Origin of the sequence: Tardiphaga robiniae (assembly GCF_013359755.1) — a bacterium.
Classification (GTDB): domain Bacteria; phylum Pseudomonadota; class Alphaproteobacteria; order Rhizobiales; family Xanthobacteraceae; genus Tardiphaga; species Tardiphaga robiniae.
In genome coordinates, this window is the sequence record NZ_JABMCJ010000076.1 from 38,644 (window position 1) to 54,083 (window position 15,440).

General features: G+C 62.1%; 14 protein-coding genes. 7 read left to right on the top strand and 7 right to left on the bottom strand.

The window, feature by feature from the left end:
- Window positions 1–83 precede the first annotated feature (83 nt).
- The 5 genes from HP556_RS07630 to HP556_RS07650 all read right to left on the bottom strand — a co-directional run bounded on the left by HP556_RS07630 (window position 84) and on the right by HP556_RS07650 (window position 5,420).
- Window positions 84–1,007, bottom strand: a complete 924-nt coding sequence (locus tag HP556_RS07630) for an NAD(P)-dependent oxidoreductase (RefSeq protein ID WP_175366511.1) — start codon at window positions 1,005–1,007, stop codon at window positions 84–86.
- 5 nt (window positions 1,008–1,012) lie between these two features.
- On the bottom strand, window positions 1,013–2,011 hold the full coding sequence (locus HP556_RS07635; protein ID WP_246297491.1) for a tripartite tricarboxylate transporter substrate binding protein: 999 nt from the start codon (window positions 2,009–2,011) through the stop codon (window positions 1,013–1,015).
- A 60-nt stretch (window positions 2,012–2,071) separates the two neighbouring features.
- Complete coding sequence (locus HP556_RS07640) at window positions 2,072–2,878, bottom strand: transporter substrate-binding domain-containing protein (RefSeq protein ID WP_175366512.1); 807 nt, start codon at window positions 2,876–2,878, stop codon at window positions 2,072–2,074.
- Window positions 2,879–2,888: 10 nt separating this feature from the next.
- Complete coding sequence (locus tag HP556_RS07645) at window positions 2,889–4,433, bottom strand: acyl-CoA synthetase (protein ID WP_175366513.1); 1,545 nt, start codon at window positions 4,431–4,433, stop codon at window positions 2,889–2,891.
- Window positions 4,434–4,610: 177 nt separating this feature from the next.
- On the bottom strand, window positions 4,611–5,420 hold the full coding sequence (locus tag HP556_RS07650; protein WP_175366514.1) for a crotonase/enoyl-CoA hydratase family protein: 810 nt from the start codon (window positions 5,418–5,420) through the stop codon (window positions 4,611–4,613).
- Window positions 5,421–5,532: 112 nt separating this feature from the next.
- Here HP556_RS07650 and HP556_RS07655 point away from each other — a divergent pair, with 112 nt between their 5' ends.
- On the top strand, window positions 5,533–6,405 hold the full coding sequence (locus HP556_RS07655) for an SDR family oxidoreductase (protein ID WP_089265117.1): 873 nt from the start codon (window positions 5,533–5,535) through the stop codon (window positions 6,403–6,405).
- A 67-nt stretch (window positions 6,406–6,472) separates the two neighbouring features.
- Here HP556_RS07655 and HP556_RS07660 read toward each other — a convergent pair whose 3' ends face one another.
- Window positions 6,473–6,766, bottom strand: coding sequence for a hypothetical protein (locus HP556_RS07660; protein ID WP_139285773.1), 294 nt, complete (start codon window positions 6,764–6,766; stop codon window positions 6,473–6,475).
- 240 nt (window positions 6,767–7,006) lie between these two features.
- Between HP556_RS07660 and HP556_RS07665 the strand changes: the two genes are divergently transcribed.
- From HP556_RS07665 to HP556_RS07680, 4 genes are all read left to right on the top strand, one after another.
- Window positions 7,007–7,810: an AraC family transcriptional regulator gene (locus HP556_RS07665; protein WP_089265119.1), complete on the top strand. Its 804-nt coding sequence runs from the start codon at window positions 7,007–7,009 to the stop codon at window positions 7,808–7,810.
- A 109-nt stretch (window positions 7,811–7,919) separates the two neighbouring features.
- The gene (locus HP556_RS07670; protein ID WP_175366516.1) at window positions 7,920–9,497 is read left to right on the top strand and encodes a fatty acid--CoA ligase; all 1,578 of its coding nucleotides are present in this window, start codon (window positions 7,920–7,922) and stop codon (window positions 9,495–9,497) included.
- A gap of 213 nt (window positions 9,498–9,710) precedes the next feature.
- Window positions 9,711–11,243 (top strand): SUMF1/EgtB/PvdO family nonheme iron enzyme, encoded by a 1,533-nt coding sequence (locus tag HP556_RS07675; RefSeq protein WP_175366517.1) that lies wholly within the window; start codon window positions 9,711–9,713, stop codon window positions 11,241–11,243.
- Window positions 11,244–11,270: 27 nt separating this feature from the next.
- Window positions 11,271–11,696 carry a DUF4399 domain-containing protein gene (locus HP556_RS07680; protein WP_089265122.1) on the top strand — a complete coding sequence of 142 codons (426 nt, stop codon included), beginning with the start codon at window positions 11,271–11,273 and terminating at the stop codon, window positions 11,694–11,696.
- 102 nt (window positions 11,697–11,798) lie between these two features.
- Here HP556_RS07680 and HP556_RS07685 read toward each other — a convergent pair whose 3' ends face one another.
- Window positions 11,799–12,287 carry a phasin family protein gene (locus tag HP556_RS07685; RefSeq protein ID WP_244527903.1) on the bottom strand — a complete coding sequence of 163 codons (489 nt, stop codon included), beginning with the start codon at window positions 12,285–12,287 and terminating at the stop codon, window positions 11,799–11,801.
- 491 nt (window positions 12,288–12,778) lie between these two features.
- On the opposite strand from HP556_RS07685, the gene HP556_RS07690 reads away from it, so the two are divergent.
- Window positions 12,779–14,320: a WS/DGAT/MGAT family O-acyltransferase gene (locus HP556_RS07690; RefSeq protein ID WP_175366518.1), complete on the top strand. Its 1,542-nt coding sequence runs from the start codon at window positions 12,779–12,781 to the stop codon at window positions 14,318–14,320.
- 9 nt (window positions 14,321–14,329) lie between these two features.
- Window positions 14,330–15,325 (top strand): alpha/beta fold hydrolase, encoded by a 996-nt coding sequence (locus HP556_RS07695; RefSeq protein ID WP_175366519.1) that lies wholly within the window; start codon window positions 14,330–14,332, stop codon window positions 15,323–15,325.
- Window positions 15,326–15,440 lie beyond the last annotated feature (115 nt).

Consider the following 15,440-nt stretch of genomic DNA (forward strand, 5'->3'; position numbering starts at 1 on the left):
CAGGAAGTTGCCGGCGCCCCATTTGGTCGCAAGTCATGCTGCGACGCAAGACGAAGTTGCAGCGCCCAGCAGTGTCCCGAAACTCAGCTTCGTGGCTTTACCTTACCTAAGATCCGATCCGCCTCGGTGCGCCAGTCGGCGCTGCGCGCGAAACCCGCCTCGCCCTTGGTGCCGAACAGCCCGTCGTCGGCGAGATCCGCGATCCAGCCCTGGCGCTCGGCCGTCCCCTCCGCCGACCACGGCGTCAGGCCGATCTCGCGCACGGTCTCGGCAACCTCGCGCACTTCCTCGCTGCGGCGGCGGCCGTGTTCGATGACACGCTGGAAGAAATAGGCACCCTGCTTCTCCCAGTCGATGGATGGAAACGTCTCGACCAGCGACGCGATCACCGCGTCCTCGACGCCATAGGCGCGCGCGGTGGTAAAGCTCTCGATCACCATGGCCTCGAGGCCCTTGATCATGATGCTGCGGCACATTTTGGTCGCCGAGGCGACGCCAAGCTTGTCGCTGGCGACTTTCGCATCGAAGCCGATGGCGTTGAGCAGTGGCGCGAGATCGCGCGCGCCGGTACCGCCGAGCAACAGCGGCACCTTGATGCGGTATGGCGGGATCGAGGTCATGACCGCGCCCTCGACATAGCGCCCGCCGGCACCGTCGATCAGCGCCGCGGCGCGCTGCTTGGCACCCGGCGATGCGGAGTTGAAGTCGAGAAACCACGCCTGCGGCTTCAGACCCGGCACGCAAGCCTGCGCGGCCGGCACGGTCTGGCTCGCGGTGACAGCGCAGACGATGAAGTCGGCGCGTGACGCCAAATTGGCATGCGAGGATGCGAGCGTGACGCCATGGGTCTCGGCATGGTCGCGCAGCGCCCCGGCATCTGCGCCGTCGAGCTTGAGATCATAGGCGCTGACTGACATATCCTGCTTGCGCAGGTCTTCAGCGAGAATGCGCCCGACTTCGCCATAGCCGATCAGGCCGACGTGCCACTGGTTCGAACGTTCAGTCATATTGCTTACTGGACCTTGATGTTTGCCGCCTTCAGCACCGGCCCCCATTTGTCCGCTTCGGCATGCATGAACTTGTCGAACTCGGCCGGCGAGGAACCGACCGGCGTGGCATCGATCTTCTTCAGCGCCGCCAGCACCACCGGATCCTTCAGCGCCGTCACCAGATCCGCATGGATCTTCGCCACGACATCGGCCGGCATACCGGCAGGTCCGAGGAAGCCCCACCACACCGCCGTATCATAACCGGCGACGCCGGATTCGGCGACCGTCGGCACATTGGGCAGCGCCGCCGAGCGCGTCGCCGTCGTCACCGCCACGGCACGCACCGCGCCGCCTTCGAGCTGCCCGACGATCTCGGGCAGCGGATTGATGCTCATGGGAATGTCGCCGGCGATCACTGCCGTGAGCGCCGGTGCGCCGCCCTTATAGGGGATCGAGACGATCTTGGTGCCGGCCATGTGGTTCAACAATTCGCCGGCGAGATGCGCCGAGGTGCCATTGCCCGACATGCCATAGGACAGCGAGTCTGGCTTGGCTTTTGCCTGCGCCAGCAACTCTTGCAGGTTCTTGGCGGGATTGTCCTTGGACACGACAATGGCCAGCGGCGAATAGGCGACTTCGCTGATCGCGGTGAAATCCTTGAACGTGTCGTAGGGCAGCTTCGGATAGAAGAACTGATTGAGCGGATGGCCCGACGCGACAAGGATCAGCGTGTAGCCATCGGGCGGCGACTTCGCGAGGGCCTGCGAGGCGATGATGCCGCCGGCGCCCGGACGGTTGTCCACCACCGGCTGCTGGCCCCAAGTCTTCGACAGCGATTGGGCGAGGGTCCGCGCCAGCACGTCAACCGCACCGCCGGCCGCATAGGGCACCAGGATCGTCACCTGCTTGCTGGGGAACGTCTGGGCGTGCAGCGACGGGCTGGTGAAAGACAGCAGCGCAGCCGCCGTGGCGATGGCCAGTTTCATGGGCTCAAGCAAGGAAACAGGCAAAGACACGGGCATGGATGGTCGTCCCTCTTGTAATATCGCGCAACAATCTCGTGTCGTTGCTACTTGATATGGCTACTTGGCTGTGGTCGCAGCGCGCAGTCCGGACCGTACGATGGCCGCATCGACCAGTCCCCGCGCCTTCACATCCTCGGTGAATTTGCGGACAAATGCCATCCCCGCATCGCGCCCCTTGGGGATCGCGATGGCATGTCGCTCGACACCCCAGCGGCCATCCAGCACCCTCGCGCCCGGCGCCTGCTCTGCGAGTTCGAACAGTGTCGCCTTGTTGGTGGCGAACACATCGATGCTGCCGGCCATCAGCAAGCCGGGCGCAAGCCTGATGGCCGGCACGCGAACGACTTCGGCATTCTTCAAATCGCGTGACAGAACCGCGTCGGATGAACTTCCGGCGGTGACGCCGACATGGACGCCCTTGACGTCGACATCATCGGGCCCCGCAACCCTGGACTCTTTCGCGACGAGATAGCCAAGATCGCTTTCCAGATAAGACGGGCCGAAATCCATGTCGTTCGCACGCGCAGCCGACGCATTGGTGAAAGCGGCATCGACGGCGCCTGTCTTCACCGCTTCGAGAACCTCGGCATTCCTGGAGAACACCACCGGCTCATAGGGCACGCCCAATTGCCGCGCGAGCTCCTTGCCGAGATCGTAGCCGACACCACGCGGGCCTTCGGTTTGCGATACGAGAATAGACGTCGGTGTTCCCGGATAGAGCCCGACACGCAGCTTCCCGCTTGGGGCGAGTATCTGCTTCGGCTCGAGGTCGACGGCAACTGCAGGACCGGCAAACGCTGCCACCAGGAGCGTGATTGCCGCGATCTGCGCGGCAAGTTTGTTTCCAACCGTTGCCACGCGCATCATCACCCTCCTAGATCGTCCGGCCAGCCTTGGCCCAATAAGGATCGCGCAGCCGGCGCTTGAATATCTTGCCGGAGTCTTCGCGCGGCAGATTGCTCTGGATCTCCATCTGCTTCGGCACCTTGTAGTCGGCCAGCGCTTTCTTGAGGTCCGCGCGCACCGTCGCCAGGTCAAGCACCACGCCGGGCTGCGGCTCGATCACCGCCATCAGGGACTCGCCGAACTCCTCATCGGGAATACCGAACACGGCGCAGTCATGCACACCGGGTAGCGCATGCAGCGCGGACTCGATTTCGGCGGGATAGATATTGACGCCGCCGGAGATCACCATGTCGCGCTTGCGATCGCAGATGAAGACATAGCCGTCGGCATCGAGATAGCCGACATCGCCCGAGGTGATGAAACCGTCGCGGTCGATCTCGGCGCGCTTTTCCGGTTTGTTGTGATAGGTGAAATCCGGATTGCCTGATATGCGCGAATAGATTTCGCCGATCTCGCCCTGCGGCAGGATCTGGCCGTCGTCGCCGAGGAAGCGCAATTCCGCGCCGGGCGCGATCTTGCCGACAGTACCCGGCTTCTTCAACGCGTCTTCGGAATTCGCGAAGGTCACCGCGCCGGATTCGGTGGAGCCGTAGAATTCGTAGATCACCGGGCCCCACCAGTCGATCATCGCGGTCTTGACGTCGGCCGGGCACGGCGCGGCGGCATGGATGATGTGGCGCAGCGACGACATGTCGTATTTCTTGCGGACGTCTTCCGGCAGCTTCATCAGCCGGATGAACATGGTCGGCACCATGAAGATGGTGTCGATCTTCTCGTCCTGCACCACGCGCAGGAATTCTTCGGGATCGAAGCGCGGCATCATCACCAGCACGCCACCGAGGCGCCCGGCGCGCAGCGCGAAGGCATTGGGGGCCGAGTGATAGAGCGGTCCGGGCAGCAATGCGCGCGCGCCGGGCTTGAGGCCATAGACGCGTGCACGCATCTGGTCGGCGGACGCCGCCTGCTCCGGTGTCGGCGCAAAACGGCGCACACCCTTTGGATGGCCGGTGGTGCCCGACGTGTAGATCATGTTGTGCGGCTGCGGCAGCGCGGGGCCGTCATAGGGCGCCTGTTCGGTCAGCCAGCTCTCCAGATCGATGGCGCCATCCGGGGTGCCGAGCCGTGCCGGATCGACCTTGTAGTTGGCAATGATCTCCGGCGGCGTCGGCACGCTCAGCGACACGATGCCCTGCGGGATCGCCTCGCGCAGCTGATGCAGCATGTCGGCATGGGCGATCAGGATATTGCTGCCGGAGTCCTTGATCACATAAGTGATCTCTTCCGGCTTAAAATGCCAATTCACCGGCACGCCGTAAGCGCCGAGCTGCGCCACCGCATAGGCCGCTTCGAGAAACGCGATGTCGTTGCGCATCAGGATGCTGACGCTGTCACCTTGCTTGACGCCAAGCCGCGACAGCCCGCCGGCGATGCGGCTCGCACGTTCGGTCAGTTCGGCAAAGCCGCGGCGGCGATCGCCTGAGATGACGCCTTGAAACAGGGAATTTGTCGACATGGATACGTTTCCGGATTTTTGTTTTTGATTTTTGATGAACTCTTCGCCGTCATTGCGAGGAGCCCTTGCGACGAAGCAATCCAGTCTTCGTTTGTGACTTTCTGGATTGCTTCGCCCAAAGAAAGTTGGAAGTCCAACTTTCTCAGGGCTCGCAATGACGGCTGAGAACGTCGCGGGCTAATCCACAAATTTCGGCGCACGCTTCTCGATATTCGCGCGCACGGCTTCGGTCTGGTTCGGTCCACCCATCAGTTTCATCTGCTCGGCGGATTCGGCGAGCAGCGCCGGACCGGGATCGACCGCAAGATTGTTGAGCATGCGCTTGGCGGCGCGGATCGCATCGGGGCTCTTGCCGGCGATCTCGCGCGCCGTCTCGAGCGCCGCGGCGCGCGGGTCGTCACAGATGCGCGTGGCGAGACCGTAGCTCAGCGCTTCCTGCGCCGAGAAGATGCGGCCGGTGTAAGTGAGGTCGCGCAGGATATCGTCGCGCACGAGGCTGGCGAGGATCGGCGTGCCGGCCATGTCAGGCACCAGGCCCCATTTGATTTCCATCACCGACATGCGCGTGTCCGGCGCGAGAAAGCGCATGTCGGCGCCGAGCGCGACCTGGAAGCCGCCGCCAAAGGCGACGCCATGCACAGCGGCAATCACCGGCACCGGCAATTGGCGCCAGCCCCACACCGCCTGCTGGGAATGATTGCAAAGACCGTGGGTGCGCAGCGCGAGGTCGCGCTTCTGCGCACCGCCGATACCGTCGCCGCCATTGTCGTTCATCGCGGCGAATCGTCCCATGTCGAGGCCGGCGCAGAACGCCCGGCCCTCGCCGGACAGCACGACCGCGCGCAGCCCCTTCTCCCGGCTCAGGCGCTCGGCGGTATCGACCAATGCCGCAAACATCGCCGCATCCAGCGCATTCATCTTGTCCGCGCGGACCAGCCGAACATCGGCAACGCCATCCGTCATGGACACAGAGATGCGGTCTTCCATGGGTGGTTTCCTTCCTAGACTTGTTTTTCTTCCCGCTTTACACGCAAGCGGTATCGGGTTTAGTCAATCAACTAATTAACCCGTCCGCATCCTCTTAAAGCAGGACCCTCCCATGTTCAATCAGCAGCTCCTCGCAGGCCGAAAAATCCTCGTCACCGGCGGTGGCACCGGTCTCGGCAAATCGATGGCGGCGAAATTCCTCGAACTCGGCGCCGAAGTGCATATCTGCGGTCGCCGCAAGGCTGTATGCGACGAGACCGCAACCGAGCTGATGGCGGAATTTGGCGGCAAGGTCTCCAGCCACGGCGTCGACATCCGCGACGCCGCGGCGGTCGATGCGATGATCGAAGGCATCTGGGCCGATGGCCCCCTCACCGACCTGATCAACAACGCCGCCGGAAATTTCATCTCGCGGACGCAGGACCTGTCGGCGCGCGGCTTCGACGCGGTCGCCAACACGGTGATGCACGGCACATTCTACATGACCCATGCAGTCGGCCGGCGCTGGATCGCCGACAAGGTGCCGGGCAACGTGGTCTCGATCACCGTGACCTGGGTACGCAATGGCAGCCCCTATGTGGTGCCCTCCGCCATGAGCAAATCGGCGATCCATGCCATGACCATGTCGCTGGCGACCGAATGGGGCCGCTACGGCATCCGCCTCAACACCATCGCGCCCGGCGAAATCCCCACTGAAGGCATGAGCAAGCGCATCAAGCCCGGCGACGAGGCCGGTGCACGCACCCGCGCGCAGAACCCGATGGGCCGCGTCGGCAAGATGGAAGAACTGCAGAACCTTGCGGTGTTTCTGATCTCCGGCGGCTGCGACTGGATCAGTGGCGAGACCATCGCCATGGACGGCGCACAAGCGCTCGCCATGGGTGGCAACTTCTATCAGCTGCGCGACTGGTCCGATGCCGAATGGATCCAGGCACGCGACAGCATCAAAGCGCAGAACGAAAAGGACAAGGCGCAGCGGGGGTAAGGGCCGCCAAAATAATTCGACCGGCAGCGAGGCTCTCCCATGCGGGAAGCCTCGCTTTGTTTTTTGATCAACGCGCAACCTGCAACCGCTCGTGCGCAACCCTCATGGCCTCGTCCTCGGACGCAACGACCGCGGAACTGATGCCGAACGCCTTCGTCGCAAGTGCCGACTGGGCCTCCACGAGAACGCGTGTGACGGCATTCGGCTCGACGGCAATGATGGCACGGCAAAGCAGCGCGAGCGTCGCTTTGTTGCGCTTGAGCCAAAGCCCCCTCGCTTTGCGATCTTCATGCGCCTCATCATGATGATGACTGGCCATGATCATGACGAAAGGCTGCTTGCGGCCGATGAGATCGTCCATCTCGACCTCCCACTGCGCCGCACTTCCCGGCTGAAGCTCATCATGCCGGACCCACACGATCGGGAACGCCGCAACATCGTGAATGAGAAAGGCACCGTTATCGAGGCTCATCGTCGTCTCCTGACTGTTCGTTGATCTGCATGCGGAGATAGACCCGGTCGCTCAAACCCGTTAACGACATTCGGACGCAAAATAATGAGAATCGGCCAGGCTGGAGCGGTTCTGAAAAGGCATGGTGTCATGACCTCGCTCACCGAGCGCCTCGACGGACCATCCGCAATCGCCATCTGGGGCAGCGATGAGCCCGGCGATGCATTTCGGCTCGGCACCCGCGAACTCGACTGGCATCATCACCGCCGCGGCCAGTTGTTCTGTATCGAAAGCGGATTGATCCGCCTGCACACGAAACAGGGCTCGTGGCTACTGCCGCCGCAGCGCATCGGCTGGCTGCCGCCCGGGCTCCATCACAAGGTAACCCTGAGCGGTGTACTGAGCGGATGGGGCGTACTCCTGACGCCGGCCGCGAGCCGGACATTGCCGTCGCAGCCCTGCGTCATGGGTGTCAGCGATCTGCTGCGCGCGCTCGTCAGACGCGCTGCGGGTTGGACGAATGCGGATCGGCTCACGCCGGCGCAGACGCGCGTCGTGGCCGTGCTGCTCGACGAAATCCGCGGTGCGCCGCAGGAGCCGCTGCATCTGCCGATGCCGACGGATATCCGCGCCTTGCGTATCGCCAATGCGCTGATCCGGCGGCCGCATGACGCGCGCACGCTGCATGAGCTTGGCGAATGGGCTGGCCTGTCGGAACGAACGGCACGTCGCATCTTCATGACGGAGACCGGCATGGGCTTCACGCAGTGGCGGCAGCAGGCGCGTCTCACGCTGGCGTTGGAACGGCTGGCCGCCAATGAACCCGTCGCGGATGTCGCCGAAGCGCTCGGCTATGCCACGTCCAGCAACTTCATCGCGATGTTTCGACGGGCGTTTGGCGAGCCGCCTGCACGCTATTTTGCAAAACAGCGTAGGACGCGCAACGTCGGCTAAACGACCTCCCGGCACCTGTCTCACCGCACCGCAGCACCTTTCCCATCTTGTCAGCACAACCGGACGCCCGCACACTCGCCGCAACTAATAAACTGCGGGAGGGAGACACATGTCCGTTGCGGAAGCGGCCACGCTGGCCGATGTCATTCGCGTGCAAGCACAGACGCGCGGCGATTCAATTGCGCTGGTGTTCGAGGGCCGCGAGACCAGCTACAGATCACTCGATCGCAATGCCAACCGCGTCGCCAACGGGCTGATGGCGCTCGGCGTCAAGCCGAACGAACGCATCGCCTATCTCGGCAAGAACAGCGACCTCTTCATCGAGCTTCTTGCCGGCGCCGTGAAGGCCAAGGTGGTGACGGCGCCGGTGAACTGGCGGCTCGCCGGACCGGAGATCGCCTTCATTGTCGACGACGCCAAGGCAAGCGTCCTGTTCGTCGGACCGGAATTCGTCGATCTCGTTCGCAGCCTCAAGCCACAAATGCCGGGCGTGCGCATCGTCATGACCATGGAAGGCGGCGCAACCGAGTGGCAGGACTTTACGGCCTGGCGTGACGCGCAGAGCGAGCGCGATCCTAACCTCACAATGACTAAGGACAATGTCGCGATCCAGCTCTACACGTCGGGCACGACAGGCAAGCCGAAAGGCGCGATGCTGTCGCATCAGAATTTCCTGTCACTGCTGCGCATCGGCGGCACCGACGAGAACCCCGACTGGAACGTCTGGACCGCCGACGACGTCTCGCTGGTGGCGATGCCGGTATTTCATATCGGCGGAGTCGGCTGGGCGGTGTTCGGCCTCTATCACGGCGCCAAGAGCGTGATCGCGCGGGAGTTCGATCCCAACAAGATACTGGATTTCTTTCGGGACTACGGTATCAGCAAACTGTTCCTGGTGCCGGCGGCGATGCAGTTCATCGTGCGGCAGCCGCGTGCGCGCGAGATGGATTTCAGCAAGCTGCGCTACATCATGTATGGCGCATCGCCGATTCCCGCCGCCCTGCTCAAGGAATGCATCAGCGTATTCGGCTGCGGCTTCGTGCAGATGTACGGGATGACCGAGACCACCGGTACCATCGTGGTGCTCGCCCCGGAAGATCACGTCGAGGGCCGCGACTGCATGCGTTCCGCCGGCAAGGCGCTACCGGGAATCGAAATCGCCATCCTCGATGTCGACGGCAAACAGCTGCCTATGGGCGAGGTCGGCGAGATCGCGACGCGCTCGGCGTCCAACATGGTCGGCTACTGGAATCTGCCGGACGCCACCGCGCGCACGCTCGGCCGCGACAACTGGCTGCGCACCGGCGACGCCGGCTATCTCGACAAAGACGGCTTCCTCTACATCCACGACCGTATCAAGGACATGATCATCTCCGGCGGCGAAAACATTTATCCCGCCGAAGTCGAGAGCGCGATCTGCGATCATCCGGATGTCGCCGAAGTTGCCGTCATCGGTATTCCCGACGATACATGGGGCGAAGCGGTGAAGGCCGTGGTGGTGCTGAAGCCCGGCAAGGAGCTCGGCGCAACCGACCTGATGAAGTTCACGCGCGAGCGCATCGCGGGATTCAAGGCGCCGAAGACGATCGACTTCATCGCAGCATTGCCACGCAATGCGTCGGGCAAGATCCTGCGACGGCAGTTGCGCGATCCTTATTGGGTCGGGAAAGAGCGGCAGGTGAACTGAGAACTTGTATAGCTACCGCCTTATTCTATCGGCGCCGGGTATATCGATACAGCGAATGCGAGGAACGTCGTCATCTCGCTACCGCGCGGCTCCTCCGGGATCAGCCAATTTGCGTTTTCAGCTAATTGTCTGACGGAGACGTTGAGCGTAGCGTCATGACGGTCGACCGAACGGCTAGTGAACCTCGTGTGTCCGTTGTAGAGGCGCGAAGTCATGCGCGGCGAGATTCGTGACATCAGTTCAGGCAGGGGCAAGGACCCCGCCACCCCACGCGTCGGAACGCCGCGTCGCCTTGCGGCGATCGTTGTGGGGGACATCTGCGGATATAGCCGCCTCATGGAACTCGACGAGGAAGAAACGCATGCGCGCGTCAAACGCATCGAGCGTGACCTCATCGAGCCGAGCATTACCGAGCACGACGGCAAACTCGTCAAAAGGACTGGCGATGGGTTCATTGCGATATTCGATAGTCCGGTCGAAGCCGTTCGATGCGGTATCGTCATCCAGCAAAGCATGATCGGGCGCAACGCCGCGCTGCCAAAGAGCTCCTGGATCGAATATCGCATTGGCGTCAATCTGGGAGACGTGATCATCGAGCCCAATGATGTCTTCGGCGATGGCGTCAATATCGCTGCGCGCCTCGAGGGGATCGCCGACCCCGGCCAAGTGTACATCTCGGGTGGCATCTACGAGCAGATCAAGCACAAGCTCGTCTGCGGCTACGAGTCGCTTGGAGACCGCAAGATCAAGAACATTACCGATCCGGTGCGCGTTTACCGGGTGCTTCCTGATCCCGCGGCATTCAACAAGGCGCGGAAGCGGCGTGAACATGTTCTGATCGTTTCGTTTTGCGCCATCCTGCTGGCTCTCGCAGGCGCCGGCGTCTGGTACATGAAGACTTATCCGCGCAGTGAAATCGGCAATCAGGCGTCAGCTCCCGTAACGCCTCCGCAAGAGACAGGGAATGCAAGCACCCGATCAGCGCCCGCGCCCGCCGCCAAGCAAGCCCGGCCTGAACCTGCTCCGGTGGTAACGCCTGCCCCGCCTCCGCCGCCAGCACCACCAAAGCCGGTCATAGAGCCCGTCATGGTCCCGCTCCCTGGCGGGACCTTCGCGATGGGCAGCAATGACGACATATCGGAAAAGCCGGTCCACCAGGTCACGATCAAGCCCTTCGCTATCAGCAAGTATCCGGTCTCGGTTCGGGAATGGAACGCGTGCGCTGCTGCGAATGCATGCGCGTTTCTGGTGACAGGGCGGGACGACATTCCGGTCACGGATGTGAGCTGGACCGATGCCAAGCAGTTTGTCGCATGGCTCGCGAAGGAAACGCAAAAAGCCTTCCGGCTCCCGAGCGAAGCTGAATGGGAGTATGCCGCGCGTGGCGGCACGCAAACGAAATACTGGTGGGGCGATCAGCTCCAGCCCGGCATGGCCAATTGCAAGAACTGCACGGACGCCGCCGCCGAACAGCCGCTCAAGCTCGGCAGTCTGAAGCCAAATCCGTTCGGGCTCTACGATATGGGTGGCGGCGTCAATCAATGGACAGAGGATTGCTGGCACAAGAACTATCAGGCTGCCCCGCAGAACGGCGCGCCATGGGTCGAGAACGACTGCGTCTCGCACGTCATTCGATCGGGCTCCTGGAAAAACGATGCGCGTTACGTCCGACCCGCAAGCCGCGATGGCTACGACACCAATGTGCGATATCCGACCCACGGCTTCCGGATTGCCATTTCGTCCTGAGACCGCCCCCGAAGGAAAGGCTGCGTCATGAGGATCACCGGGCTCATCGTGTTGTCCGCCATGCTGTCAACGGCGCCCCTTGCAGTCCATGCGCAAGGAAAGTCCGCACCGAAGGATGCGGTCCTCTATTTCGTGTGGCCACAGGACAAAGCGGTGATCAAGGGCGGGTTCTGGTGTCGTTTCGGTTTGCGCAACATGGGCGTCACTCATGCAGGCGATAATTTCCAGAACAGCGGCCATCATCATTTGCTGATCGATGTGAATGACCCGCTCGATCCGAAGGAGCCGATCCCACAGGACAAGTCGCATCTCCATTTCGGAGCCGGCCAGACCGAAGCACGCATCGAATTGCCCCCCGGCAAACATACGCTCCAGCTCGTGCTGGGAGACGGCGCTCATTATCCCTTCAACCCGCCCATCGTCTCGAACAAGATCACCGTGACAATCAAGTGAGCGTGCTTCCGACGCCGGGACGTGCGGCCTGCTCTGCCAGAACAACAAAAAAGGCCCGCTTGCGCGGGCCTTTCGAATTCATGTCGCTTGATCGCGTGTGGATCAGGCGGTCTTGGCGAACGACGTCGCCTTCGAGAAGTTGTCCTGCGCGCTCTTGGCGCCTTCCGACACCAGCTTGCCGAGATATTCGGTCGACGCCTTGGCGCGCGAGCTCAGCACTTCGCCATGGGCGCGCACGAGATCGGTCTGCACCTGGAAGGCTTCGGTCAGCGATTTCGCCGAAGCGAGCTTGTCGATGCCAGCGAAGAACGACTGGACGTCGGCATAGAACGCGTCCTGAACGTTGCGGCTGATCTTGGTCGCCTCAGAGACCGAGTTCGACACAGCGGTTTCGATGGCGGAGGTCACCTTCTCGGAATTGGCCTGGAAGTCGGCGGCCTTGTCCTTGGCAGTGCCGGCAGCGCGCTTGACGAAGTCACGGGTCGCTTCGGGCACTTCCATGTTCTGCAGCTTGGTGAACGCCTCGGTGACGGGCGCGAAAGCCTGCTTGACGTTGTTCAGCACGGAATTGGTTTCGGTTTCGATCGTCATGTTCGTCTCCATCCTCGGGTTGGGCCGCCTCTGCAAAGCTCATGCTTGCACTCAGGCTCGGCTCACCCCGTCCCGCCGTTGTGGGCCCGGGGTGCAACTTCTATGACATAGTAAATAATGCACTGCAACATCTATGGTGCATCGCAACATCACAAACCCGTGATCTGCCCGGTAATCAGGCGGCGCCTGATGCATTAACGGGCTACCGCCAGAGCCCAGAAGAGAAAGATCAACCGACGTGTTGATTTAGCTTTATAATTTAGCCTTTCGAGCCGCGGATTCTCCGGATATCCAACTGGGCAAGGCAAATGGCACCTGCCCTTTAAGTCGGCAAACCGACTTCCCAACGCCTCGGCGACCCCAGCCTTAAGTCGTGGGCCGGGCCGGTCTCCCGCCTCGCCTTTGCCATTGCATATTCGCCCCGCGCGCAGGCACACTCATCGGTAGAGCGCCGCAAAGGCGTCGGTGACCATGCGAGGGAGGGACGTATCATGGCGGAAGCCAGCAGGAAGCTGTCCTCAATGGACGCGTCGTTTCTGTATCTGGAAACGCCGGAGATGCCGATGCATGTCGGCAGCATGGCGATCTTTCGCCTGCCCGAGGATTACAAGGGCGACTTCTTCGAGGACTTCAAGGCGATGATCGCCTCGCGCCTCCATGTGGCGCCGATCCTCAAGGCCCGGCTGGAAAAGGCCCCGCTGGATATCGACCATCCCTCCTGGGTCGAGGACGACCAGTTCGACATCGATCGTCACATCTTCCGCGGCAGCCTGCCCGCGCCCCATGACCGTCCCACGCTGGAGCGCATCGTCGGCTGGATGCATGCCAAGCTGCTGAACCGCGCCCGGCCGCTGTGGGAGTTCTATGTTTTCGAGGGCATGAAGGACAACGAGATCGGCCTGTATTCGAAGATGCACCATGCCTGCATCGATGGCGGCGCCGGCGCGGCCCTCACCAGCATGATCTATGACGTGACGCCGATCCCGCGCGAGATCGAAAAGCCGGAAGTGCGCGCGAAGCAGCGTCAGGAGCCGCGCGATATCGCAGCGAGCTTCATCGACTCCTACCAGCAGCTCTGGCGTCAACCGCTCGAGAATTCCGGAAAAGGCATCGAACTACCGCGCTCGGGCAAGAGCGATATCGGCTCGATCCTGTTCGACAACGCCATGTTCCAGATCGAGAGCGCGGTGAAATTCGCCGGCTCGATCCCGACCATGGTGAAGAGCGCCTCCGACGTGATGGCCAAAATCGCCGATCCGAAATCGCGCGACAGTCTCACCAGTATGCTGTCGCCGCCGACGCTGCTCAACAAAACCATCTCCTCGGAGCGCAGCTTTGCCGGCGTGTCGGTGCCGCTGTCGGCGGCCAAGGCCGTAGCCAAGCAGGCGGGCGGCAAACTCAATGACGTGGTGCTGGCGCTCTCATCAGGCGTTGTCCGGCGCTACCTCAAGGAAAAAGGCGCCCTGCCCGCCAAGTCCCTGACTGCCGCGGTGCCGATCTCGCTGCGCGAGGAAGGCAACACCGATTCCAACAATCAGGTGTTCGGCATGATCTGCTCGATCGCCACTAATATCGAGGACCCAAAGGAGCGGCTGGAAGCGATCATCGCGCAATCGACCAAGTCCAAGGAGATGTCGCATCCGCTACGCGCATTGATGCCGCAGGTCTCCAACATCTCCATGCTGGGCGCACCGATCATGGTGCAGATCCTGGCGCTGCTCTACAGCCGCACCAATCTCTCCGACGTGTTGCCGCCGGCGGCCAACATCACGGTGTCCAACGTGCCCGGTCCGCGGCAGACACTCTATGCGGCCGGCGCCGAGCTGCTGCATATCTTCCCGGTCTCCATCGCCACCCATGGGCTGGCGCTGAACATCACCGTGCAGAGTTATCGCGACCAGCTCGATTTCGGCTTCATTGCCGGCGCCAACATCATCCCGCATGTGCAGGTGCTCGCCGACATGATGCCGGACGAATTCGCGCTGCTGCAGGCGGCGTTTGCGCCGCCCGACGTTCTCAAGACCGCTAGCTAGGGAATAACCATGATTGAAATGCCCCCGTTGCAGTTCGCCAAGCTGAATGGCATTCGCATGGGATATTACGATGCCGGCCCCATGAGCGACACGCCGCCTGTGGTGCTGTGCCATGGTTGGCCGGAAATGGCGTTCTCCTGGCGCCATCAGATCAAGGCACTGGCTGCCGCCGGCATCCGCGTGATCGCGCCGGACCAGCGCGGCTATGGCGCGACGTCGCGGCCTGACGCGGTCGAGGACTACAGCATCGAACATCTCACCGGCGATCTCGTCGCATTGCTCGATCATCTCAAGATCGACAAGGCGATCTTCGTCGGCCACGACTGGGGCGGCTTCATCGTCTGGCAGATGCCGCTGCGGCATCGCGATCGCGTCGCCGGCGTGGTCGGCGTGAATACGCCGCATACCGATCGCGCACCGGTGGATCCCTTGCTGATCTACAAGAAGCGCTTCGGCGAGACGATGTATATCGTCCAGTTTCAGGATCCCGCGCACGAGCCGGATCGCATCTTCGGCGAGAATGTCGACAAGGCCTTCGACTTCTTCATGCGCAAGCCGATGCCGCGCAAGCACGCCAATGTTGGCGAAGCGCCGGTCGGCGGCATCGGCGCGTCGTCAAAGACCAATCTGGCGTTTCCGCAGATGGTCGCTGCTTACGATCCCGGGAAGGACCCGCGCCAGAAGATTCTCTCCGACGAGGAAAAGAAGATCTTCGTCGACGCGTTCAAGGAATCCGGCTTCACCGGCGGCATCAACTGGTATCGCAACATGAGCGCCAACTGGGCGCGCGCCGAAGGGCTCGATCACACCGTGCGCGTGCCCTCGCTGATGATCATGGCGGAGAACGACGCCGTGCTGCCGCCCTCCTCCGCAGATGGCATGGAAAACATCATTCCCGATCTGGAGAAATATCTGGTGAAAGACAGCGGTCACTGGACCCAGCAGGAAAAGCCCGACGAGGTCAGCCAGGTGCTGATCGACTGGCGGCGAAGACGGTTTGGGTAAGAATGAAACTTTTCAACGTCATTGCGAGCGCAGCGAAGCAATCCAGAAAGCAACAAAGAAAGACTGGATTGCTTCGTCGCCAAGAGGCTCCTCGCAATGACGAAAGAAACGAAGC